This is a genomic window from Paenibacillus cellulositrophicus (assembly GCF_009363095.1).
GTDB classification, from domain to species: Bacteria; Bacillota; Bacilli; order Paenibacillales; family Paenibacillaceae; genus Paenibacillus_AQ; species Paenibacillus_AQ favisporus.
In genome coordinates this window covers 6,237,901-6,261,881 of the sequence record NZ_CP045295.1, presented here as the reverse complement: position 1 = coordinate 6,261,881, position 23,981 = coordinate 6,237,901, and the positions used below count along the sequence as shown (strand labels likewise).

The following is a 23,981-nucleotide window of genomic DNA, read 5'->3' as shown; positions in this document are numbered from 1 at the left end:
TCGTTTTTTTTGCCAGGCATTCTCCTCTCATCATCATGCCGCCGTACCTCAAACCAACCGCCGCAAGGAAAGCCCGCCAAATATGGGGGGTCCCTGGTGGGCGTTTGTTCTTCTATGATGATCGGATGCTAGAGTCCGAACTGGAACAGGCTTCCACCCCTACTCCAACCATAAGAAAAAGAACCGCGGCAAACTTATTTTTGCACGGTTCTTCCGTATGGTTATATTATACCGCCTGGCGGACGGCTGCACAACTTCAAACCTGATCCTTGGACTCCCCGGTGGCCGGATCGGTAGATACCAGTCTTTGCCACAACCGGTACAGCAGCGTTTTGACCGAGCGGACCCGGATCGTTTCGCGGTTGCCGTTCAGCTTCAACTCAAACACTTCGGTCTTCTGTCCGCGCTGGGCGATCCCGACGTACACGAGGCCGACCGGTTTGCGTTCGGAATACCCCGGACCCGCTACACCCGTGACGGATAAGCCGAAGTCGCTGTCCGTGATCATCCGCACGTTCTCAGCAAGCACCTCAGCCACTTCGGCGCTCACCGCTCCCGGTGCGTCGTCTCCCTCCAGCAGCTCATGCGGGACATGCAGCAGCTTCTCCTTCATCTCGTTGGAGTAGCAGACGATCCCTCCCACGAACATGGTGGCGCTGCCCGGAATGGACGTGATGCTCTCCATCAGCATGCCTCCTGTGCAGCTCTCAGCGGCGCTCAGCGTAATCCCGCGGTCCGCCATCATGTCAACGATGATCCGTTCGATCGGCACGTCCATGCTGGCGTACATATGGTCTGCGAGCCGGCTTTGAATTTGCCCCTGCATCGCATTCAGTTTCTCCATGGCTTCCTGCTCTGTAGGCGCTTTGGTGGAGATGCGTACGGTCACTTCACCCTCCTTTGCATAAGGAGCGATCGTTGGATCGGTCTGCCCGTCGATCAGGTCCAGGAGCCGATCCTCCAGCAGCGATTCGCCGATGCCGGCAAACTTGAGCATTTTGGAGTAAATCGGCATTTCGTCGGTCAGGGCGTGCTGAAGGAGCCACGGCTTCGCCTGCTGGTCGAACATCGGCTTCATCTCTTTTGGAGGACCAGGCAGAACGATGTAGAAGTTATCCTCTTGGGCAAGCGCGAGTCCGACGGCCAATCCTGTTTCATTCGGAAGCGGCGTGCTGCCGTCGATGACGAGCGCCTGACGGCGGTTGTTCTCCGTCATGTCGATCCCCCGCCCTGCGAAGAACCTTTCGATTTGATCCATCGCCAGCCGGTCAATGTGCAGGGAGCGGCCGACATGCGCGGCCAGGGCATCCTTGGTCAGGTCGTCCTGGGTCGGGCCGATGCCTCCGGTCAGAATCAGGATATCCGCGCGCTGCGAAGCAAGCTCAATGGCACCCTGAAGCCGCGAGGCGTTGTCCCCGACGACTGTCTGGTAATAGACGTCTATTCCCATTGCCGCGAGCTCCTGCGACAAGTACTGCGCGTTGGTATTCACGATTTGTCCAAGCAGCAGCTCCGTACCGACTGCAATGATTTCTGCTTTCATCCTTGATTGGCCTCCCTGTTATCGTAAAGTAGAATGGATATACCTATATTGAACACTTTACACGTTTTTAGCCTATCCGCACCACAGCGTTTGGTGGAAAGAAAAAGCAATAGGATATCCCTATTGCCTTACACATTGGAAAGATGAAGCAGTTTTTTGTTTTTAACAAAATAATCGATCCCCGAGTAAATCGTGATCAAAGCCGCTGCCCAGATGGCAATATCGTCGAACGGCAGGCCGATCATCTCGAACGGGAAGTTGTTGATCAGAATCGCCACGATGGCGACAATCTGAATGACTGTCTTCACCTTGCCCCATTTGCTGGCCGCCACGACAGCCCCATCAAGCAGCGCAATCTGGCGCAGGCCGGTAACGGCAAACTCGCGGCTGATAATAACCACAGCGATCCAGGAGTCGCATTTCCCCATTTCGACGAGCGAAACCAGCACCGCCGTAATAAGCAGCTTGTCGGCCAGCGGGTCCAGCAGTTTTCCGAGATTTGTAACCAAGTTGTTTTTGCGCGCCAAATAACCGTCTATACCGTCTGTGCTTGCTGCCAGAATAAAAATAATTACAGCGATCAGCTGATTGTACGGCAGCTCGAATGAATTCCAGGTAATCGGTTCCGGATAGAACTTGAAGTCGACCAGAAGAAACACCATCATGACCGGAATCAAACAGATTCTTGAAATGGTAATACGGTTGGGCAGATTCACTGTAAACCCTCCCCGGATAAATCAAACTAAGAAACGACATTCACATGCACGGCAGGCCGAAAATGAATAATAATGCACCCAGACCATCCATTATGTATGAATCCTCTACTTGGGGGCAGCAGGCACAGCTTGCGGCAGGCCGGCAACCCCGCCAAGACAGCGGGACAAGTTACAGTATAATATATCAATTTATACACTGTCAAAAGAGGAGTAAGCTCCTCTTCCCGCCCGTTTGCCGTGCGGTATACGCCCGCATTACTTTAGATTGGTAAACTGCAGGTCCAGCGGCAGATCCGCCTTGCGGAGCAGCTGCATGACCGCCTGCAGATCGTTTTTGCTCTTCCCGGTCACCCGGATCTGATCGCCTTGGATTTGGCTTTTGACCTTCAGCTTGGAATCCCGGATCAGCACGTTGATTTTCTTGGCGTTGTCCTGATCGATTCCCTGCTTCAGGGTGATCCGCTGGCGGACGGTTCCCATCGAAGCTGGCTCAACCTTGCCGTAATCCACGTTTTTGAGCGACAAACCGCGCTTGATCATTTTGGACTGCAAAATGTCAATCACCGCATTGAGCTTATACTCGTCATCAGAGGTGATGACCAGTGTCTCCTTCTCCAGCTTCAGGCTGCTCTTGCTCCCTTTAAAATCAAAACGGGTTTCGATTTCACGCTCCGTTTGGTTGATCGCGTTGATCATTTCCTGGAAGTCCAATTTGGAAACAATGTCAAACGAATTTTCCGAACTCATCATTACACGCCCTTTCAGTTCCTTTTCATGTCATATTATATGAAATTACCCGGGACAAGTCTAATCCTAAACAGCGTTCCTTCCGTTCACGGATATTATCTCACGGCGTTCGGCACTGCTTAGGCACGGCTTAGGCAGAAGACAGGACGCGATTAGCGGAAGCCTACAAGCAATGAACATGGACCTCAAAAAAAAAGACATTCGCCGGCTCATGGGTCCCCGGGAATGCCTTGTTCTTATTTTACGATCGGCTGCGGTCACGGGTTGGTTGGCGGAACATATCCAAGATGCCCAATACGATCCATGCCAGTCCAAATCCAAGAATGCCGTACCCCCAAGCGCTGGGAGTGAGGTAATAACCGAGCAGGCTGACGATAATCCCCACAATCGTGGTGATCCAGCTGACTGTCATAACCATACACCTCATTTCTATCCGGAATAAGAAGGACTTAAAGCTAGAACTATTGTCCCCCGGAGTGTATGGCATTATTCAGTCGAGCCTGTCCCGCCGTTTAGCCGTTGCTGCTATCCGATTGATCGGAGGAATCCCCTGTCGACGAATCATTACCGGTCGAAGTACCGCTCGCACCGGAGTCGTCCAGCTTCAGCAGAATGCGCGAAGTCGATTTACCGTCCTCCACCGTCTGCCCTGCTACCGTAATCGTCGTTGCGGGAGAATATCCCGATTTAATGTATATACCGGAAGAATCCAGCGTAAAGGTCAGCGTATCCCCCTCCTTCGTATTACCGAAGGAAAGCTTCTCGCCGGAAGTATTTTCGCCTTTGTACACTTCAAGCCAGCTCTTGCCCGTCGCTTTGATTTCCACCTGAACCGGTGTTCCCTGGGCTGCTGCAACCTTAAAGATCGTCGTTTTGCCCTTCTTGCCGTCCTGAGCCACGGTTACGCCTTGATTGCCTTGGTTCGTCGAATCCGTCGAGTCCGTACCGGTTCCCGAAGGATCTGTTCCGGTGCCTGAAGGGTCCGTGCCATTTTGATACGGCGGTGTGGTTGTGTCCTTGCCCCCGGTATTTCCGCTGTCCGTGTTCGTGTTATCCGTAGTTGTGGTATCCGAATTTCCGGAATTGTCCTTGCTGCCGTCATCCCCCGGATTGGTGGCATTGTCCGGCGGCGTAGTTGTTGTTGCGGGCGGATCCTGATTCTTCGCCGTTGTCGGATCCTGCTGCTCCGTAACCTTGGACGAATCGATGCTGTTGTCTTTCTTTGGCGAACTTGCATTGTTCGCGTACAAATAAATAACGACAATGATCAGAATCGGGAACGTCCACATCAGCACGGTCGACAGCCACTTTACGTTTCGTTCAGGCGACGAGGAGCGGCTGCTGGACCGCTTCTGAATGACCGGCTCCATTGTCGCTTCCGGCTCCGGAGGAGCTTCCTTCTTGTGGCCTTCGAGCAGAACGTCCGGATCGAGTCCCACGGTTTCGGCATATGTTTTAATAAAAGCCCTCACATAAAAACTGCCGGGGAGCACCTTGTAATCCCCTGCTTCGATGGCTTCCAAGTATCTTTTGCGGATTTTTGTCATTTCCTGCACGTCGTCCAGGCTCATGCCCTTCTGCAGTCTGGCTTCTCTTAACTGTTGACCCAGTTCAGACAACACCATCACCTCCTCATCAAATTACTTACAGATCGTCGTTGTATGTGCTTGTGAAAGTGTCATAAATAATTTCTTCATTCGGATTGTTGCGCAGCTCGATAATAATATCGAAATGATCGTACGTATACTCGGACTCCTGCACGAACACATCGGGATGCTCGATCACTTTCGTGCTCGGCATGTTCATAATATCCTGCAGCAGGTTGTAGTGGCGTTCGTTGGAACGGATGGTGCTGACGATTCCGTCGATAATAAACACGTTGTTCCGGTTCATTTCGTCTTCAGAGAGCTGGCTTCGGACCGTCTGCCGCAGCAATGTCGAGGATACGAACGTCCAGCGCTTCATGGCGCACACGCTGCCCGCGATAATGGACTCGGTTTTGCCTACGCGGGGCATCCCGCGAAGCCCGATGACCTGATTTCCTTCCTTCTTAAATATTTCACCCAAAAAGTCAACCAGTAACCCAAGTTCGTCACGCGTAAAACGGAATGTTTTCCGGTCATCGGAATCGCGGTCGATGTACCGGCCGTGGCGCACAGCCAAAATATCGACAAGCTTCGGCGTCCGCAGCGCGGAGACCGTTATGCTGTCGACCTTTTTCAGCATGGCACCCATCAATTGGATCTTCTCGTCATCATTGGTTTCCAGCAGCATTCCCCGCGTTTTGCCTTCAACCCCGTTAATTGTCAATATGTTAACCTCCAGCATACCGAGCAGGGATGCAATATCCCCGAGCAGTCCCGGACGGTTCTTATGTATCTTATACTCCATGTACCATTGTTTCGCTTCCACTTCGACACCCCATCTGACCTTTTCCCATGTTTTCCAATAAAATAAACCTGCAACCCTTTCGGGTGAGGCTTCCAAAAAATCGCCTTTATTTCATGGGTCACGTTAATGATATATAAAATACATATGAAAAACAAGGTCAACTCTGTAAACATTAGAGAAAAGCCCCCAAATGGGGGCTTTTTCCTAAAGTTAAGCGTTTTTCTTGGCTAATTTAACCATCAGCCGGGCAATCGTCTGGCGCTCTTCACGGTTGCCCACTTCCCACAGCTCCTTCAGCGCACGGTTGGAAGCGTTGGCCGGATCGACTTTCTCATCGAGAAAATCACCGATCTCGTAAGCCAGCTTGGCGATGGTGTCTTCGCTCATCCCCATTTTTTCGGCTTGTGCGACGCGTTCCCCAAGAAACTTTTTCCAGGCATCAAAGTTCTTTACTACTGTTGACATATTGATAAGTCCTCCCTTTGCTGTGGCGCATGAGATTTGAAATCAACAGTTGTAATATAACCTGTTTGGGGCGCGCCTATGCAGGGAAGACCGTCCTGGCGGCTCAGGTAATCCATCCACCGTTGGGGCTTATTACCTGACCGTTGATGTAGCCGGATTCGGGAAGCGCGAGAAAATAAACGAGGGACGAAATTTCGTCGGGTCTCGCCAGCCGTCCGGCCGGAATTTCATCCTCGAGCATTCGTTTTTCCTCGTCGTCCAAATGGTTCAGCATCTCGGTATCCACCGCGCCCGGAGCTACCGCGTTCACCGTGACGCCAGAAGGGCCAAGTTCTTTGGCAAGCGCTTTGGTAAAAGCGTTAATACCGCCTTTGGTGGTCGAATACAGCACTTCGCAGGAAGCGCCCGAAATCCCCCAGACGGAGGATATGTTGATAATGCGGCCGCTCCGCTGGGAAATCATATAGGGCATAAAAGCTTGTGTACACAGAAACATGCCTTTTAAATTAACGGACATCACTTCGTCCCATTCTTCCTCGGTCACGTCCGAAAGAAGGCCGTAGTGAGAGACGCCCGCATTGTTCACCAAAATGTCCGGCAGCAAACCGTGGGTGTCCAGCTTGTCGCGCATGCGCAGAATCTGCTCTTTATCCCGCAAATCGGCGGAGACCGTCATGACCCTGGCTCCGGACTGCATGCAGCGCCGGGCCACGTCATTGGCGGCTTCGTGGGACGAACCGTAGTGGATCACTACGTTCATCCCTACCGCTGCAAAACGCTCGGCGATGGCGGCACCGATGCCGCGGCTCGCCCCGGTGACGAGCACCGTCGTCTCTCCGATCGGCTTGTGCAGGCTCTCCTCTCCCCTATGCTGCATTAAGGATTCACCACGACCGATACCGCCAGCTGATCCCAGTCCACATGCTCTTTCAAGCGATTGTTCACATCGCTGAGCGTGATGGACTCATACAGCTGAATCACGCTGAAGAAGTCGCCGCCGCGGAACTGGTAGCGGGTGAATTCATGCGCGATATTTTCCGGAGAATTCAGCATGCGCAGGTATCCGCCGATTTTTTTCTTGCGGGCGCGCTCGAAATCTTCTTCCTTGAAGCCGGATGCCAGAATGCCGTCGACCTCTTCGCGGATCCGGGCAAGAAGCTGGTCGGGATCACGGGTGTCTCCACCTGCGGCCGAAAAAGCATACTGCGGAGAACTGCTGTATTCATGCGAGAAGCTGTCGGAGATCAGGTCCTCGTCGTACAGCTTTTGGTACAGCTCCGTACTTGACCCGAACAGCAAATCAAGCATGAGCTTTGTTGTCAGGTCGCGCTTCAGCAGTTCCTTGCCGGTCAGCCCCACTTCTTTTTCCTTGAAACCGAACAAGCATTTCGGCATGGACACCTGCAGCTTGTTAACCCGGCGTTTTTCGGCAACACCGACCGTCTCCGGCTCAAAGATACGCTCGATTTTACCTTGAGGCGGATAATCCTTCTTCGCCTGGTTGGCGCGGACGAGGTCGAACACTTCTTCCGGCTTTACTCCGCCGACGACGAACAGCAGCATGTTGCTCGGATGATAAAAGGCGTTATAGCAGGTGTACAGCGTCTCCTTCGTAATCGTGCCGATGGATTCCACCGTACCGGCAATATCGATATGCACCGGATGGATTTTATACATCGCTTCGATCAGGCCAAAATAGACGCGCCAGTCGGCGTTATCCTGGTACATGTTGATTTCCTGCCCGATAATCCCCTTTTCCTTGTCGACGTTCTGGTCGGTGAAATAAGGATTTTGCACAAAGTTCACGAGCGTCTCCAGATTCTCGGGAATGTGCTCGGTTGCTGAAAACAGGTACACGGTCTGGTCGAAGCTCGTAAATGCGTTGGCGGATGCGCCGTGGGAGGCGAATGTGGCGAAAATGTCGCCTTCCGGCTCCTCGAACATTTTATGCTCCAGGAAATGGGCGATCCCGTCCGGAACCGATATTTCGTCCTGTCCCTCCACCCGGAAGTGGTTGTCGACAGAACCGTATTTAGTGGCAAACGTCGCATAGGTTTTCTGGAAACCCGGCTTCGGAAGCACGTAGACGTGAAGGCCGTTATCCATCACTTCATAATAGAGAGTCTCCTGCAAATTGTCGTACTGAAGTTTTTCCACCGGCTATTCCTCCTTCTGACCCTTCAGAAAATAAATCGTATCCAAATCAAAAGTCGACGCGGCCGCCTGAACATCCGCGACTTGAATATCTTCCACCTGCTGCAGCAGCTCTTCTCTTGACCGGTCTTTGCCGGAGAATTGACGGTTGAAGTCGTAAGCGATCATTTCAAAAGCCGAATCCTCAATTTCAAGAAGCAGATTCCGGATCATCGCCTTTGTCTGCGACATTTCAAGATCGGTAATGCGCCCGGAGCGCATTTCCTCGAGCTGGCTCTTGATAATATCGAGCGCTTTTTCGTAGTTCTGCACTTCAATGCCGGACTGGATCGTTCCAATTCCCTTGTGCCCGTCATAGCGAGAAGAGCAGTAGTAGGCGAGGCTTGCTTTTTCCCTTACGTTCATGAACAGCTTGGAATGCGGGTATCCGCCCAAAATGCCGTTGTACATTAATGCTGCCGCATAATGATCATCCCCATAAGTGATGGAAGTGCGCAGCCCGAGATTCAGCTTGCCCTGGCTCACTTCCATTTTCTCCACTACGGTACGAGGCTCGCCCGACTGGCGCACCGGCGTCTCGGTCTTGTACGTAATACCCGGTTCAGAACCGAGATCAAAGTGCGAGTTGACGAGCTTCTCCACTTCCTCGAGCGTCGTGTCCCCGACCACATACAGGTCCATGCTGGCTTCGCTCAGCCATTTGCGGTACCCGTCGTGCAGGCTCTCCGGCGAAATTTTCTCCAGGTCCTGACGCTGTCCGAGCGCGTGGAGACGGTAAGGCTCATTGCGGCACATCTCCTCGATGCAGCGCTCGGAGGCGTAGCGGATCTTATCGTTGACGATGGATTCCAGCTTTTTGCGGACGTTCTCCTTCTCCGCCTGAACGTAAGAACTGCGGAAACGGTCGCCCTCCAAAACGGGACGCGTCACCACTTCGCCGAGAAAAGCGAATGAGGATGCGAGCAGGCTCTCCTGGCTCTTTACGAACGAATCGTTAATTGTGTCCATCCGGAAGTGCACCATCTGGTAGTTGCCTCTTTTATACACATCAAAACCGAAGCCGGCCCCGTACATTTGCTCCAGCTGCTCGCGGAACTGGCGGGTCTCCGGATATGTAACGGTACCCCGGCGGAGTACAAAAGGAGTCAAGGCCGTAGGCGTTACGGTGTCCTCTGCAAGCGGGATGCCTGCGTAGAGCGATATTGCAAACGTCTTAAAGCGTTTCGTCGGCAGAACGTGAATCCGGATCCGCTTGGCGTTTCCATGTTGAAAAGCAGTTGTATTCAAGGTCCAAAACTCCTTTAGCCATGAATTTATAAAGCGTCACGCTTTTGATTAAGTTCCATTCTATACCATTGGAAAGTGAAGAAGCAACCGAAGACAAACCCTCCGGTTGCTGTTTTCCTCATGCGCAATCTGCTTCAAGGAACGAACGAAGTTACGGTGCCAAACTTACGTTCAATTCTTTACATGCAGAAAATATGCTGCCCGATCGTCAAGACTTGAGGCCGGGACCAGATCCACTTCGAAGTGGCTGTTTTCGGGTTAAAGTAGTACAGGCATCCGCCGGTCGGATCCCAGCCGTTTAACGCCTGCTGCACCGCTTTGCGGGCCGTTTCGTTCGGCGTGAGATAAATCTGTCCGTCGGCTACCGCCGTAAATGCACCCGGCTGAAATATAACGCCATGGGGCGTATTTGGGAAGCTTGGCGATTTGACACGGTTCAGAATGACCGCCGCCACGGCAACCTGTCCTTCAAACGGTTCACCGCGGGATTCGCCGTACACCGCATTAGCCATAATTTTCAGATCGTTTTCAGATAGGCCCATCGTGTTGGCCGAAGCCATCGGTTCGCTTGTGTTTTTCTGATTGCCGCTTGTGCTCGGTTGTTTGCCGGCGGCGTTTCCGGACTCGGCTGCGGATGGTTGCCAATTTTTGGTGGCATTGTACAGCTTCAGCTTGGTTTTGGCTCCGACCGTTCCGTCCACCTTCATCCCGAATTCGGACTGGAACCATTTGACGGACTTCAGCGTGCTCCATCCGTATTGTCCGTCAATCTTTCCGTTATAAAAGCCCAAAAATTTCAGGCGCCCCTGCAGTTCATACACATCCTGGCCTGAGGATCCATACTTCAAAACCGTTGATCCGAATGTAGGTATGGTTTGTTCCGCAGGCTCCACCGCCGCTTTGGACGAAGCTTTGGAATCCGTATGGGGTCTTACACCTGCATAGACCGCCGCAGACAATAGAAACACCAAACCGATGATGATCCATAATTTTGCGTTTTTCATGGGTTAGCTCTACCTTTCTCTTGTGGGTTTGACAGGATGGCTACGGTTATTATGACAACAGGCCCCATTTCCTATACACCCTGCCCAGGAGAAAGAATGTGTACCGCTGATGTAAGCTTTCAAGCGTATTCCCATGCAAATCACCGCCAAAAAGGCCTCTCATGAACGATCATGAGAGGCCTCCAAGGAAGATATAGCACATCCGGCAATAATTACCGGACTATGAGCTGATGCGGTTCTGCTGCTGATACTGCTCCAGGGAGACGAGCACCTCACGCGGTTTGCTTCCCTCGTAAGGTCCGATAATCCCCCGCGCTTCCATCGAATCAATCAAGCGGGCAGCACGGGTATACCCCACCCGCATCCGGCGCTGCAGCAGCGACACGGATGCCTGTTTGGATTCCAGCACGATCTGAACGGCCTGATCGTACAGCTCGTCCAGCTGGTCGTCGGCATCCTGCGACGTTTCCTCCACTTCGGGAACGAGACTTTCATCGTATTTGGCTTCCCCTTGGTCGCGGACATAGTTAACGATGATCTCGACTTCCTGATCGGTCATAAATGCCCCCTGCACGCGGATCGGCTTGGACGCTCCCATCGGCATGAAGAGCATATCCCCGCGGCCCAGCAGCTTCTCGGCGCCCGCCATGTCGAGAATCGTCCGGGAGTCGACCTGGGACGATACCCCAAAAGCGATCCGCGACGGGATATTCGCCTTGATGACACCCGTAATGACGTCGACGGACGGCCGCTGGGTGGCGATGATCAGGTGAATGCCCGCAGCCCGCGCCATTTGAGCGAGGCGGGTGATTGCTTCCTCGACATCATGCGCGGCGACCATCATCAGGTCGGCCAGCTCGTCGACGATGACCACGATATAAGGCAGCACCGCTGCCGGATTGTCCTTCATCAGATTGTTATAGCCTTCTATATTGCGCGTGCCGGATTTGGAAAACAGCTCATAGCGCTTTTCCATCTCGACCACGATCTTCTTCAGCGCCAGGGAAGCACGCTTCGGATCGGTCACGACTGGCGCCATGAGATGAGAGATGCCGTTATACACGTTCAGCTCGACCATCTTCGGATCGACCATCAGAAATTTCACTTCATCCGGCTTAGCCTTATACAGGATGCTCGTAATGATGCCGTTAATACAGACCGATTTACCGGAACCGGTCGCACCGGCGACGAGCAAATGGGGCATTTTTGCCAGATTGCCGACGATCGTCTGTCCCGAAATGTCCCGGCCGAATGCGATCGACAACTTCGACGAGGCGTCTTGAAAGACCGGCGTTTCCATAACTTCGCGCATCGTCACGAGCGAAACCTCATTGTTCGGCACCTCGATGCCGATGGCCGATTTGCCCGGGATCGGCGCCTCCATCCGGATATCCTTCGCGGCCAAAGCCAGCGCGATATCGTCCGTCAGCCCGACAATCCGGCTGACCTTCACGCCGATATCCGGCTGGATTTCGTACCGCGTCACCGCTGGCCCGCGAACGACCTCAAGCACTTTCGCCCGTACACCGAAGCTCTCCATCGTCGCCTCCAGCTTGCGGGCGGTTTGCTTATAATCGTTCTGATCGCCTGCCTTGCCGCCATTCTGGGGCTTGGAGAGCAGCCTGAAGGGCGGAAGCTTGTACGGCTTCGGCGGAGGCGCAGGCGGGGTCATCGCAAGCTCCAGCGCCTCCGCCGGCTCAGCCGGACTTCCCGCGGATTCTCCCTGGAGATCCGCAGCGGTTACCGGCGCCCCGCCGTCCGGCGTCCCAGCGGTATCCTCATGGAATTCCGCACTGATGCCTTCAGGCGGAAAAGCGGCTCCGGCAGCTCCGGCGTATGCTTCGTCCGATTCCTCCGGATCGACGTTGCCTTCGGATTTCACATGCTCGAAAAAGTCGCGGATGATCGGCGAAGATTCGTTCCGCTTTGGCTCCACCCACAGCGGCTCCTCGTGCAGGTCGAATGCATCGTTCTCCTCCGGCTCCACCGCCTCGCTGAACCGCCCGTCTGCCGCGGAACGGGTGTCCCTGACCGGTTCAAGAATATCGCTGCGGTCCAGCTCATCATCAGCAAGCGGAGGCTGCGCTTCGTTCTTGGCAAACCTGCTTCCGAACAGCTGGAAGAACACAGGGGCGCTCCGCTTCGGCTTCGGCGGCACGAAATCCTCGTCCAATTCATCCTCATCGTCGTCAGCCGGGAGCGGCTGCGGTTTCTTCTGCCTGGACGAAGCCGCCCGTTTGGAAGCGACCTTGGCCGACTGGCGGCGGTTGTCCATCCGCTTCTGGACATTCTCGCCGGCCTTCACCAGCCTGCTGCGGAAGATTCGCATCAGGTCGACATACGACAGATTCGTAATCAGCATAAAGCTGATAATAAACATAACGATCATCATCAGCATCGAGCCCAAGGTCCCAAACAGCCAATACAGCGCCGCAAACTCGATGGCGCCGATGTAGCCTCCGCTGATGTCCTTATTCAGCATAGAGTGGTCGCCGCGGGCCGATGACGACAGCAGCGCTCCCTGCAAGTCCGTATGTACCTGGGATAATATGTTCCCGGTGCTCAATGCGCCAACCGGACCCAGTTTCTTTTCCAATGAAGAAATGCTGCTCATAAGTACCAAGGCCAGTACCAACAGCAGAATTCCGCTTCTCCGCGTATTCCACCGTTTCGGCCATTTTCGCTGAATCATGACGCTGAGGCCCAAGTAGATTCCCACCAGGGGGATCACAAAATAAAACCGCCCTAACAGCAGTCCGAACATTTTGGATAATGACCACCCTACCGTCGCTTCACCGGATAAGGCGATAACGGAAAGGGTGATCAGTATAATTCCGTATATTTCGTATTTCAGCACATTGGTCAGTACTGCCTTCTTCTTCTTTCTTCGCTTAGCCAAAATGTCACCCCCGGCCAATATTATACCATATAATACCGTGGGGCACCTATGTTCTGTTTCTGCTGCTAAAGGTCCATTTTACAGTGTCGGAATGTAGCGTATCACCTGTCCTGGGGCAAACGCCGGGTTGAGGTACGATTCAAGCGGGCAGTCGAGCAGCCGGACGATTTCGGCCCGGCCCGCATCAAGCGGTTTGACTTCCATCAGGACGCCCTGCAGCCTTACCTCCGCCGTTTGGACAGGGGTAAAGCCTTCCTCCCAGACAGCACCAAGCGGCATAATCGTATGAAGCATCATTGAGTAATCCCTTCCGCCTCAACCGGTTGTTTACGCTCATCGATCAGCTTGTTCAGCTTGGCCAGAGCCTGGCCTATACCTCCTACTTCGTCCATCAAGCCGTATTTAACGGCATCCAGTCCGCCCACCGCCGTACCGATATCCCGGTTCAGCTCGCCGGTGCGGAACATTAATTCCTTAAACCGCTCCTCACTAATCCGCGAATGGGAGGTAACGAAGCGGACGACGCGCTCCTGCATTTTCTCCATATATTCGAACGTCTGCGGCACACCAATCACAAGTCCGTTCAGGCGGATCGGGTGAATGGTCATGGTGGCGCTCTCGGCGATAAGCGAGTACGTCGAAGCTACGGCGATCGGCACACCGATGCTGTGCCCGCCCCCGACGACGACGGTGACGGTAGGCTTGGTAAGTGACGTGATCATTTCGGCGATGGCCAGTCCAGCCTCCACATCACCGCCTACTGTATTGAGAATAATCATAATTCCGTCCACCTGTTTGCTTTGCTCCGCAGCGACCAGCTGGGGAATAATGTGCTCGTATTTCGTCGTTTTGTTCTGCGGCGGAAGGACCAGATGCCCTTCGATTTGCCCGATGATCGTCAGGCAAAAAATGTTCGACTCGGTCCCCTGCGGCACGTTCATTTGTCCCAGCTGCTTCAGCGTATCCAATGCCGTCGGTTCCGGGTTTACAGCAGGGGCTTGTTCCGGCGCCTCCGTTTCGCTCATCGGCGCACGGCGTGTATTTTGTGTCATCATGTCCTCGTCCTTTCCTAACCATATAATTTCCTGTCATTGTAGTATGGTGGAGGAAAGACATGAATTATTCCGAAAAAATAACCCTATTTACAGAGCCTATGCCCGGCCGTCTCTTCAGGTTCCAGTTCCTTTCAGATCTCCTATTACATCGTCATTAAACGACAAAAAGCCCCCTTCCGCAGGAAACCGTCCAATATTGCCTGCGGAAAGGGGGCGACTGTGTGCTGTTCAAGACGCTGGTTTATTCAATTGATTACACTTCCATGATGATCGGCAGAATCATCGGTCTGCGGCGGGTCTGCTCATAGAGGAACCGGCCCAGTGCATCCTTCACGCCTGTCTTCAAGGAAGCCCATTCATTAACATTTTCACTCATCAATTTCTGCAGTGTACTGGAAACAATGCGGTTCGCTTCATCCAACAGCCCTTCCGATTCGCGAACATATACGAATCCTCTGGAGATAATGTCCGGTCCGGACATGATCGTGCCGTCTTGTTTGCTCAGCGTAACGACTACAACCAGAATTCCGTCCTGTGACAGCAGTTTACGGTCGCGGAGGACGATGTTGCCAACGTCTCCAACGCCCAATCCGTCAATCAGCACGTTGCCAGCCGTTACTTTACCGGCTTTACGGGCAGATCCGTTCTGGATTTCGACGATCTCGCCGATATCCGTAATAAAAATATTGTCCGGATCTACGCCAACAGACTCGGCCAGCAGTGCGTGACGGCGCTGCATGCGGTACTCCCCGTGGATCGGGATGAAGAATTTCGGCTTCATTAAATTCAGCATGAGCTTCAATTCTTCCTGACTGCCGTGACCCGATACGTGTACTCCGGAATTCGAACCGCTGTAGATGACATCCGCTCCGAGACGGAACAGCTCGTCGATCGTACGGCCGACATATTTCTCATTTCCCGGTACCGGTGTCGCGGCAATGATAACGGTATCACCCGGCAGAATATCAACCTTGCGGTGTGTGGAACGGGCCATCCGCGTCAATGCGGACATCGGCTCTCCCTGGCTGCCTGTGCACAATACGACGACGCGGTCAGCGGCCATTTTGTTAACTTCTTCAGGCTCGATCAGCATGCCGTCCGGCACGTGAAGGTATCCAAGCTCGGCTGCGATGGAAACGACGTTTACCATGCTGCGTCCGATGACGGTAATTTTCCGTCCTGTGGATTCCGCCGCATTGACCACCTGCTGAATCCGGTGAACATTCGAAGCAAAAGTAGCGATAACTACGCGCTGGGATGATTTCCGGAAAATATCTTCAAGGACGACACCCACGTTTTTCTCCGATGGCGTGAAGCCCGGTTTCTCAGCATTGGTACTATCCGACAGAAGCGCCAATACGCCTTCTTCTCCAATAGCGGCCATCCGCTGCAAGTTCGCATATTGTCCGTTAACCGGCGTATGATCGAACTTGAAGTCGCCTGTATGAACCACGTTGCCTTCCGGCGTTGAGATGCAAATCCCGACCGAATCCGGAATACTGTGGTTGGTTCTGAAGAACGTTGCTTTCAGCGTGGAGCCGAGCGCCACTTCGGAATCTTCGTGAATCAGAATCCGCTTCGTTTCGCCAAGGAGATTGGCTTCCTTCAGCTTGTTCTCCACCAGGCCAAGCGTCAGCTTGGTTCCGTATACAGGAACGTTCAGATGCTTCAGCACGTAAGGCAATCCACCGATGTGATCCTCGTGTCCGTGCGTCAGCAAAATGCCTCTCACCTTGTCACGATTCTCCGTCAGGTAGGAAATATCGGGAATGACGATATCGATCCCGAGCATGTCCTCCTCTGGAAACTTCAATCCGGCATCTACGACTACGATGTCATTGCCGTATTGGATGACATACATGTTTTTCCCGATTTCACCGACGCCGCCCAACGCGAAAATCGCCAATTTATCGTTATTATTTTTTTTAGACAAATGAATCTAACCCTCCTATGGTTTTGGACGTCGTACCATTTAATATTTATATTTCAAAAATATACCGCACCCAGTCACTTGACCTCATTATACATGATAAAAAAGTCAAAACACAAGTCACCCTGAAAGTAGGCATTAGAGTTCCCCAAATCCACGCTGTTTATTTGAAATATCCTTATGGACAAAAAGCCCGTTCGAAAGCAGCGTCCCTGCTTAGGCCTTAACCCAAAGGTATGCATCCTAAACACCAAAAAACAGCGCCCTGGTAAGGGCGCTGTTTCTGTCAGCTTATAAGAGGATTCAATTATTCCGCAAGCGAATGAACCAACCGTTCGATAAATTCCGCTTCCTTCTCATTCGGTCCAATGAGCGGAAGCCGTACGCCTCCGACGGAATGACCGAGCAAATTGAGCGCATACTTGACAGCAGCCGGATTCGGCAGCGGAGTCGGGGACTCAAACAGGCCCTTGAATACAGGAAACAGCTTCTGGTGAAGCCGTGCGGCCTGCGCCTGCTCACCTTCCAGATAGGCCGTAATCATGTCCTTCATGGAAGCGCCAATGATATGTCCGGCCACGCTCACGATACCGTATGCTCCTACGGCCATGGCTGGCAGACCCGCTGCATCGTCACCGGAATAAACCCGGAAATGCGCCGGCGCACCGGCCGCGATCTGGGTTACCTGCTCGAGCGAAGCGCATTCCTTGGTGGCGACCACGTTCGGAATCTCAGCCAGTCTAAGCGTCGTCTCGGTGCTCAGGCCTACGACGGTCCGTCCAGGGACGTTATACAGCATAACCGGCAGCTTCGTGCTGTGGGCAATGGCTTCGAAATGACGGTACAACCCCTCCTGGTTCGGCTTGTTGTAATAAGGCACAACGAGCAAAACGCCATCGACCCCGAGCTTTTCGGCTTCCTGGGTCAGATGGATTGAATGCGCGGTGCTGTTGCTGCCGGTACCGGCAATAATTTTGCAGCGCCCTTTGGCATGGTCCACCGCAAATTCGAACAGCTTGAGCTTTTCTTCTTCCGTCAGCGTCGGGGACTCACCGGTCGTTCCGCAGACAACCAGTGATTCGGACCGCTGCTCCTCAATTAAGTAATCGATCAGCTTGGCGGTTTCTGTCCAGTTCACATTCCCCTGCTCATCAAAGGGAGTCACCATGGCCGTAATCAACCTACCGAAATCCATCTTGTACAACCTCCTAATAGGACGTAAAAGTGCGTTTTCCAGATTTATGACTACCGATGCAGCTCGAATTTGGCGTGCAGCGCCCGAAGAGACTGTACCATGTCCTCTTTTTTCACCAGCACCCATATGGTCGTATTCGAATCTGCCGACTGAAGAATTTGGATATTTTGTTCACTTAGGGATTCGACGATTTTGGCCATGATACCCGGCACTCCGTTGATCCCGCCCCCGATGACGGAAACCTTGGCGCAGCCAGAAAGGCTCTTAGGCCGGAATCCCAAATCCTGAAGCACCCGGATCGCTTTCTCCGAATCATGGTCAAAAACGGTATAGACCGCCCCAGTCGGGGTAACATTAATAAAATCGACGCTGATGGAATTTTCAGCCATAGCTTTAAACACTCTGAGCTGGAGATTATCTCCTTCGTTCTCGCATTCCACCGTGATTTGAGTGACGTTGCTCACGTAGGCGATTCCCGTCACATACCGGTCCATGAAGCCCAGCTGAACGTCCCTGAAGCCTTCCGGCTGGGTAACCAGCGTTCCTTCATCTTCCGAAAAGGTGGACCGCACCCGCACCGGCACATGCGCCTGCATCGCGATTTCAACGGCTCTCGGGTGGATAACCTTGGCTCCGTATTGGGCCATGTTGCAAATTTCAGCGTAGCTTACGACGGAGAGCGGTTTGGCGTCTTCGACGATCCGGGGATCCGCTGTCAGAATCCCGTTGACGTCCGTGTAGATGTCAACCATTTCGGCACGCAGCGCCGCACCCAGCGCCGTTGCCGAAGTATCGCTTCCGCCCCGCCCCAAAGTGGTGAAGTCCCCGGTTTCGGTCTGACCCTGAAAACCGGTGACGATGACCACCTGATGCGTTTCGAGCTCCTTCACAATCCGCTCCGGACGCACGTCCTTAATCCGCGCGTTGCCGTATTGATCATCGGTGACAAATCCGGCCTGAGCCCCGGTCAGCACTGTGGAGGTGATACCTTCATCCTCCAGCAGGCTGCACAGCGTGGCAGCCGATATGATTTCACCGCAGCACAGCAGTAAATCCCGCTCCCGCGACGGAAGAGCGTTCCCGTTCTGGGAGACCCAGTCCAGGAGCGTGTCGGTCGCATATGGCTCCCCCTTGCGTCCCATAGCGGAAACGACGACAACAAGCTGATAACCGTTGTCCAGCTCGCGTCTGATGTGCTTGATGACGAGTTCCCTTGCTTGCGGAGTCGACAAAGATGTACCGCCGAATTTCTGTACTAAGATGCTCATTTCAATTCCCCCATGCTAGATAAGAACGGCAGAACGTTTAGCTGCGTCGATTTCCTGTGACGTGTACAGCCATGACGGCTGTACCTTCCTCAGAGCCAAAGCATGAACACATGCGCTTTGGCCAGCAGTTCGTAATCGCAGCCTAGTTTCCTGTTCCCGCCCGAATCGGCATCCTAACAAGATCCGGTGCCGCATCCAATCGGGATAAGCAAAACAGGCTGCGATCACTTCGATCGAGTCGTCCTACATTTACTATTTGGTCTTTACGACCATTTGGATCATTCAACTTATGTCCTGTACACTGATATTTATCCGATTACGGCGGCCCGGAATAAACGATGCAAACAGCCCCGTGTCTTACGGCATGGGGCGCAAAATTACCGCCCGCAGCATCTGCTAGGGGCTGGACAATGCAGTTTCGGGTGCCGGAACTCGAAACGAATGCAGCCGATCTGGATTACGCGGAAAACATGCGTTGAATCAGCATAGGCTGCAGTTGTCTTCCTTCAAGAGCCGCATCGCACGCTTCGGGGATCAGCTCCATGTTCGCAACCAGCGAATTGGGCTTCTGCACCGGATTATCCTGACCGAACGGAACAAAATAAATGTTCTTGGTCACAAGCAGCTTGGCGATATTCGCTGCGTTTAATCCCAATCCGTCATTGGTGGAAATCGCCAGCACCAGCGGACGCAAATTCCGCATTTGTGCCTTGGCGGCCATCAAGACAGGACTGTCCGTAATGGCATTGGCCAGCTTGCTTGTCGTATTGCCCGTGCAAGGCGCAATGACCAGCACGTCGAGCAGTTTGGACGGTCCCAGAGGCTCCGCATCCACAATTGAGGTGATGATCTCGCTCCCCGTGATGTTCTTCAGCTGTTCCAGCCAGCTCGCGGATGTGCCGAAGCGGGTGTCCGTTACCTGCACCGAATTGGAGACAATCGGCACCACTTTGGCACCGGCGTCCATAAATCGTTGAATCTGCGGCATAATTTCAGCAAGCGTACAATGTGAACCCGTAATCGCATAACCTACCGTTTTACCCTGCAAGTTCATTCCCCATCCCCCCGAATCTTGATCTCGTCCGAAATCAACTGTACCAAAGCATTGGCAATAATCATTCCAGCTGTTTTGGGAGCTACGATTCCAGGTAATCCGGGAGCAAGCAAGGCCTTAATTCCCCGCTTCTCCGCATACCGGAAATCACATCCTCCGGGAGCCGAAGCAAGGTCAATAATGACGGCGCTTTGGGGCATTCTTGACAGGATTTGCGCTGTGACTATCATAGTCGGAATCGTGTTAAAAATCAAGTCGACACTTCGCACGTGATCCTCCAAATCCCTTGTCAGGAAAGGCTCCCAGCCCATGACCTCCGCTCTGGCAAAATCCTTTTCCGACCTGACGCCGGCCCTCACCTTCGCCCCGAGTCCCTGCAGGCTTTTCGCCATCGTAAACCCGGTTCTCCCCAATCCCAGCACAATACAATCCGAACCGTGGATCGTAAACGGCGTATTCTGGATTGCCATCACCAGTGCGCCTTCCGCCGTTGGGATGGAATTAAAAATGGCAACGTCATCCCGATCCAGCAGTTCCAACAGGCGTACCTCGTGGCTTGCGCATAGGCTGCGCAGATAGGGTTTGGCCATTCCCGTATAAACGGTACAATGCGACGGAAGAGCGGCCAAATGCTCATCCAGCAGCTTTAAGGACTCTCCAGAATATGGCGTTTGGATCGCTCCTGTATCATCACACCCGACAACAGGCAGCACGAGAACGTCTGCCGCAGAAAGCAGTTCAGAAGAGAGGCGTTCCCACGAGACTCCCAGGACCCTTTCATTCAGCTTGTCGAATCCGACTACGCTGACGGTGGCATCCATCTCCGAACATTTACGGATCACCTCGATCTGCCGTGCATCCCCGCCTAGGAACACAATATGAACTCCAGTCAGCACAAGGATGTCACTCCTTTCAAAAACACTGTTATGAATCCATCATATGCCGCTGCCTAAGGAGGGGTGAAAGACGCCCGTCAAATAAAAAACGTCTGTAGGCGCACTGTTCAGGAAGCCGGACCGCATTTAGCAGCAATTTCCCTTGCGATATAGGAAGCAGGGTCTCTGAAGCTTATATTTCCTTCTATGTAAAAAAGCCTGGAGACCGAACCCTTTCGGGAACGAACTCCAGGCTGTATTGAACTATAAATTATTTGCCGGTGTGTCCGAATCCGCCCTCACCGCGAACGGTTTCGGACAGCACGTCCACCTGCTCAAACGTCACCTGCGGCACTTCCATGAACACCATTTGGGCGATGCGCTCGTTTCGGGTGATCGCAAAAGGCTCCTGGCCGAGGTTGATCAGCAGCACCTTGATTTCCCCGCGGTAATCGGCGTCGATCGTCCCCGGCGTATTGAGGCAGGTGATACCGTGCTTCAGCGCCAGCCCGCTTCTCGGGCGGATTTGTGCTTCCAGCCCGTCGGGCATGGCGATGGCAAACCCGGTCGGGATGAGCCTGCGCTCCCCCGGCTGGAGGACAATTTCTTCTTCAACAGCGGCGTACAGGTCATAGCCGGAGGCGGAGCCGGACATTTTCTCCGGCAGCCGCACATCCTCGTGACCCGGCAATTTATGAATTTGTACGTAGTGTGACAAAATCGTCCCTCCTTAACCCTGCAATGGCGCGGTCCGTCGATCCGACCATCGCCAGCGCGAACGGCTGACTGAACATCCGGTCTAGCACGGCGTTCACATCGTTCATCGTCACGTTTTCGATCTTTTCGATCATGTCATCGAGCGAGAAATGCTTGCCCAGCATCAGCTCGTTTTTGCCGAGCCGGTTCATGCGGCTTCCAGTGCCCTCAAGGCTCAGGATCAGGCTGCCCTTCAGCTGCTCCTTCCCTTTCCGGAGTTCGTCCTCGCTCATCCCATGAACGGCCACATCCGCTAGCACCTCTTTGGTCAAGCCCATGACCTCATTGGTTTGCTTCGGCGCGGTTCCGGCATAGATCGTAAACAAACCGCTGTCTTCGTTGGAGCTGTGGTACGAGTAGACCGAATAAGCGAGCCCCCGCTTTTCCCGGATTTCCTGGAACAATCGAGAGCTCATCCCGCCGCCGATGCTGTTATTGAGCAGAATCATGGCGTACTGAAGCGGGTCATGGATCGAGCACCCCGGGAAGGACAGGCAGATATGATTCTGCTCCGTCTTCTTTTTATGATACAAGATCCCGCTCTGGAATGAAGGCACGGTCAATTCGCTCACCCGCCCGCTGGTTTGGAAACCGCCGAAATGGCGTTCCAGCAGCTCCACAATGTTATCGTCAATGTTACCTGCCACGCTGATGACGGTGTTCTCGATCGTATAGTGCTCATCCATGTAGGCCCGAAGGTCGGAAGATCCCATGCTTTCCAGCTGTTCCTTCGTTCCCAGAATCGGATAGGCGAGCGGATGATCCCCGTAGACCGCCTTAGCCATCAGATCGTGCACCATGTCGTCCGGCGTATCTTCGTACATCGAAATCTCTTCCAGAATGACGTTCTTCTCCTTGGCCAGCTCCTCACCGTCCAGCTTGGAACGAAAGAACATATCGGCGAGCACGTCTACGGCGATCGGCAGATGCTCATCCAGCACCTTGGCATAAAAACAGGTATATTCCTTAGAAGTAAAGGCATTCACATTGCCGCCAATGGCATCGAATTCCTCGGCAATCGCCTTGGCGTCAAACCGTTCAGTCCCTTTAAACAGCATGTGCTCGATAAAATGGGAAATGCCGTTGTTGGCTAAGGTTTCGTGGCGGGAGCCCGTCTTAACCCATATGCCAAAGGACACCGACCGCATCGTCGGAATTTTCTCCATGACTACTCTAAGGCCGTTGCTTAAGTTTATTTTTTTCACGCGAGAGGCCCTCCTAAAATTAATCCAATGAACCTCCAGGCTGCCCCTGTCCAGTTCTAACTAGTAATCCGTTCTTCATGCAAATGATGGCCGAGCCGTAACTTTCCTGACTACAGCCAGCGCAATCCCTATCCTATCAAAAAAAGCCGTCTCACTCAACCTTGGGCGCCGTCACCCTCTCGGGGGACAGCGTCTGGCTGACCGTGCCCAGTACAAGGCCTTTCGCCTTGATCACCCGGATCATACCCTTCAGCGCCTGGGAGGAGGAGGAGGTCGGATGCATCAGAATCAAGGTGCCCGGCTCCACCTTGGCCGAGATCTTGTTGACGATGGAATCAGGTGAAGGCTTCCGCCAATCCACCGTGTCCAGTGTCCACAGCACCGTCTTCAGGCCGAGGCTGGCGGCGATTTGGACGGTCTGCTGATTAAAGTCTCCGGAAGGCGGCGCAAACCACTTGTTCGTCACACCCAGCGTATCCTTCAGCAGCTGCTGGGTTTTGCTGATTTCGAGCGTTGCCCGTTCGCGGCTCAGCTGGCTCATGTTGGGATGCGTATACGCGTGGTTCTCCAGCTCATGCCCCCGCTTCTGAATCTCCTTGGCCATCTCCGGGTTTTTCTTCAACCAGCTACCGTCAAAGAAGAAGGTTGCCTTTACGTTCTCCGCATCCAGCGTATCGAGCATCGGAACGATGTACTCGTCCCCCCATGCGACGTTAATCATCAGGGAAACCATCGGCTTTTTCGGGTTCCCTTTATAAATCGGTTCAACCGCCAAATCGCCCAGGTTCACCTTGGGGGGAATTTGACGGTACACATATGTAATCGGAGCCGTGGCTCCCTGGGCCTTGGCCCGCTTATAGGTCTCGTCTACGTCGATCTCCAGGCCGTTGTACCCCGGAATGGCCTTCCAGACGCGGTCCACGACCGCATCTACCGGCGGAATCCGCGTGGCCTCGGCCTTCTCCTGAATCTGCTTGTACAGCGGATCCAGCTGCTTCTCATCCGTCTGGGGCTCAAACGCGGTCTGAGCAGTCAGGTGGTGCCGTACGTCCTGAAAATAGTCCCCGACCGCACCGGTCTGCGCGAGCCCGACGATGGTGGCAAAACAGGCAAGCACGATGGCTGTCCGTCTCCCGTTCATTTTTCCGCTCATCTCCCTTAACATACTTTGTCCCATCATATGAAGGGACGAGCGGGATTATGAATGAGCGGCCGCAGGAAGCAATGGCTTTGGAGTTTATACATTCTGATATTATAAGAAAAGCGTCTATCGATGTACCTTCAGAGAAGACAGACCGCATTCAAAGGTAATTTTTCTTGCAATATCAGGAAGCAATGGCTCTGGAGTTTATGCATTCTGATATTATAAAAAAAGAGCCAGAAGTGAGTACTTTCTGTCTCTTAGACTGCATATGGTAGCAAGCGTGGCTTCTAGAC

At 53.4% G+C, this 23,981-nt stretch carries 22 protein-coding genes; all 22 read right to left on the bottom strand.

Annotated features, from left to right (window positions below; all coding sequences use genetic code 11):
- Positions 1-256: 256 nt before the first annotated feature.
- The 22 genes from GCU45_RS28565 to GCU45_RS28465 all read right to left on the bottom strand — a co-directional run bounded on the left by GCU45_RS28565 (position 257) and on the right by GCU45_RS28465 (position 23,685).
- Positions 257-1,543 carry a competence/damage-inducible protein A gene (locus tag GCU45_RS28565; RefSeq protein ID WP_152402302.1) on the bottom strand — a complete coding sequence of 429 codons (1,287 nt, stop codon included), beginning with the start codon at positions 1,541-1,543 and terminating at the stop codon, positions 257-259.
- A gap of 128 nt (positions 1,544-1,671) precedes the next feature.
- A complete protein-coding gene (gene pgsA, locus GCU45_RS28560) occupies positions 1,672-2,259 on the bottom strand; it encodes a CDP-diacylglycerol--glycerol-3-phosphate 3-phosphatidyltransferase (RefSeq protein WP_152402300.1) in 588 nt (195 codons plus the stop codon).
- A gap of 255 nt (positions 2,260-2,514) precedes the next feature.
- Complete coding sequence (locus tag GCU45_RS28555; protein ID WP_076169539.1) at positions 2,515-3,006, bottom strand: YajQ family cyclic di-GMP-binding protein; 492 nt, start codon at positions 3,004-3,006, stop codon at positions 2,515-2,517.
- 241 nt (positions 3,007-3,247) lie between these two features.
- Entirely contained in the window at positions 3,248-3,418 is a 171-nt protein-coding gene (locus GCU45_RS33925) for a hypothetical protein (protein WP_163872676.1), read from the bottom strand.
- Positions 3,419-3,518: 100 nt separating this feature from the next.
- Entirely contained in the window at positions 3,519-4,625 is a 1,107-nt protein-coding gene (locus GCU45_RS28550; protein WP_152402298.1) for a RodZ domain-containing protein, read from the bottom strand.
- A 25-nt stretch (positions 4,626-4,650) separates the two neighbouring features.
- A complete protein-coding gene (locus tag GCU45_RS28545) occupies positions 4,651-5,418 on the bottom strand; it encodes a DUF3388 domain-containing protein (protein ID WP_076169541.1) in 768 nt (255 codons plus the stop codon).
- 189 nt (positions 5,419-5,607) lie between these two features.
- Positions 5,608-5,862: a DUF3243 domain-containing protein gene (locus GCU45_RS28540; RefSeq protein WP_076167995.1), complete on the bottom strand. Its 255-nt coding sequence runs from the start codon at positions 5,860-5,862 to the stop codon at positions 5,608-5,610.
- Between the two features lie 103 nt (positions 5,863-5,965).
- The gene (gene ymfI / locus GCU45_RS28535; RefSeq protein ID WP_152402296.1) at positions 5,966-6,739 is read right to left on the bottom strand and encodes an elongation factor P 5-aminopentanone reductase; all 774 of its coding nucleotides are present in this window, start codon (positions 6,737-6,739) and stop codon (positions 5,966-5,968) included.
- Positions 6,739-8,019, bottom strand: a complete 1,281-nt coding sequence (gene yfmH / locus GCU45_RS28530) for an EF-P 5-aminopentanol modification-associated protein YfmH (RefSeq protein WP_152402294.1) — start codon at positions 8,017-8,019, stop codon at positions 6,739-6,741. The genes ymfI and yfmH overlap by 1 nt, the downstream gene beginning before the upstream one ends.
- 3 nt (positions 8,020-8,022) lie before the next feature.
- Positions 8,023-9,303, bottom strand: coding sequence for an EF-P 5-aminopentanol modification-associated protein YfmF (gene yfmF, locus GCU45_RS28525; protein WP_152402292.1), 1,281 nt, complete (start codon positions 9,301-9,303; stop codon positions 8,023-8,025).
- A 179-nt stretch (positions 9,304-9,482) separates the two neighbouring features.
- Positions 9,483-10,307, bottom strand: a complete 825-nt coding sequence (sleB, locus tag GCU45_RS28520) for a spore cortex-lytic enzyme (protein WP_076168007.1) — start codon at positions 10,305-10,307, stop codon at positions 9,483-9,485.
- A 220-nt stretch (positions 10,308-10,527) separates the two neighbouring features.
- Entirely contained in the window at positions 10,528-13,206 is a 2,679-nt protein-coding gene (locus GCU45_RS28515) for a DNA translocase FtsK (protein ID WP_152402291.1), read from the bottom strand.
- Positions 13,207-13,284: 78 nt separating this feature from the next.
- Entirely contained in the window at positions 13,285-13,503 is a 219-nt protein-coding gene (locus GCU45_RS28510; RefSeq protein WP_152402288.1) for a YlzJ-like family protein, read from the bottom strand.
- Entirely contained in the window at positions 13,500-14,261 is a 762-nt protein-coding gene (locus GCU45_RS28505) for a ClpP family protease (RefSeq protein ID WP_152402286.1), read from the bottom strand. The genes GCU45_RS28510 and GCU45_RS28505 overlap by 4 nt, the downstream gene beginning before the upstream one ends.
- Before the next feature lie 253 nt (positions 14,262-14,514).
- Entirely contained in the window at positions 14,515-16,194 is a 1,680-nt protein-coding gene (locus GCU45_RS28500; protein ID WP_076168017.1) for a ribonuclease J, read from the bottom strand.
- Positions 16,195-16,498: 304 nt separating this feature from the next.
- Complete coding sequence (gene dapA / locus GCU45_RS28495; protein WP_152402284.1) at positions 16,499-17,386, bottom strand: 4-hydroxy-tetrahydrodipicolinate synthase; 888 nt, start codon at positions 17,384-17,386, stop codon at positions 16,499-16,501.
- 50 nt (positions 17,387-17,436) lie between these two features.
- Positions 17,437-18,654, bottom strand: a complete 1,218-nt coding sequence (gene dapG / locus GCU45_RS28490) for an aspartate kinase (protein WP_152402282.1) — start codon at positions 18,652-18,654, stop codon at positions 17,437-17,439.
- A gap of 457 nt (positions 18,655-19,111) precedes the next feature.
- Positions 19,112-19,708, bottom strand: coding sequence for a dipicolinate synthase subunit B (locus GCU45_RS28485; protein ID WP_116231223.1), 597 nt, complete (start codon positions 19,706-19,708; stop codon positions 19,112-19,114).
- Positions 19,705-20,604: a dipicolinate synthase subunit DpsA gene (gene dpsA / locus GCU45_RS28480; RefSeq protein ID WP_076168027.1), complete on the bottom strand. Its 900-nt coding sequence runs from the start codon at positions 20,602-20,604 to the stop codon at positions 19,705-19,707. Before dpsA ends, GCU45_RS28485 begins: the two co-directional genes overlap by 4 nt.
- Before the next feature lie 250 nt (positions 20,605-20,854).
- A complete protein-coding gene (gene dut / locus GCU45_RS28475; protein WP_152402280.1) occupies positions 20,855-21,301 on the bottom strand; it encodes a dUTP diphosphatase in 447 nt (148 codons plus the stop codon).
- A complete protein-coding gene (locus GCU45_RS28470; RefSeq protein WP_234489635.1) occupies positions 21,276-22,505 on the bottom strand; it encodes a M16 family metallopeptidase in 1,230 nt (409 codons plus the stop codon). The genes dut and GCU45_RS28470 overlap by 26 nt, the downstream gene beginning before the upstream one ends.
- 190 nt (positions 22,506-22,695) lie before the next feature.
- Positions 22,696-23,685 carry a polysaccharide deacetylase family protein gene (locus GCU45_RS28465; RefSeq protein ID WP_145134886.1) on the bottom strand — a complete coding sequence of 330 codons (990 nt, stop codon included), beginning with the start codon at positions 23,683-23,685 and terminating at the stop codon, positions 22,696-22,698.
- Positions 23,686-23,981: the final 296 nt, after the last annotated feature.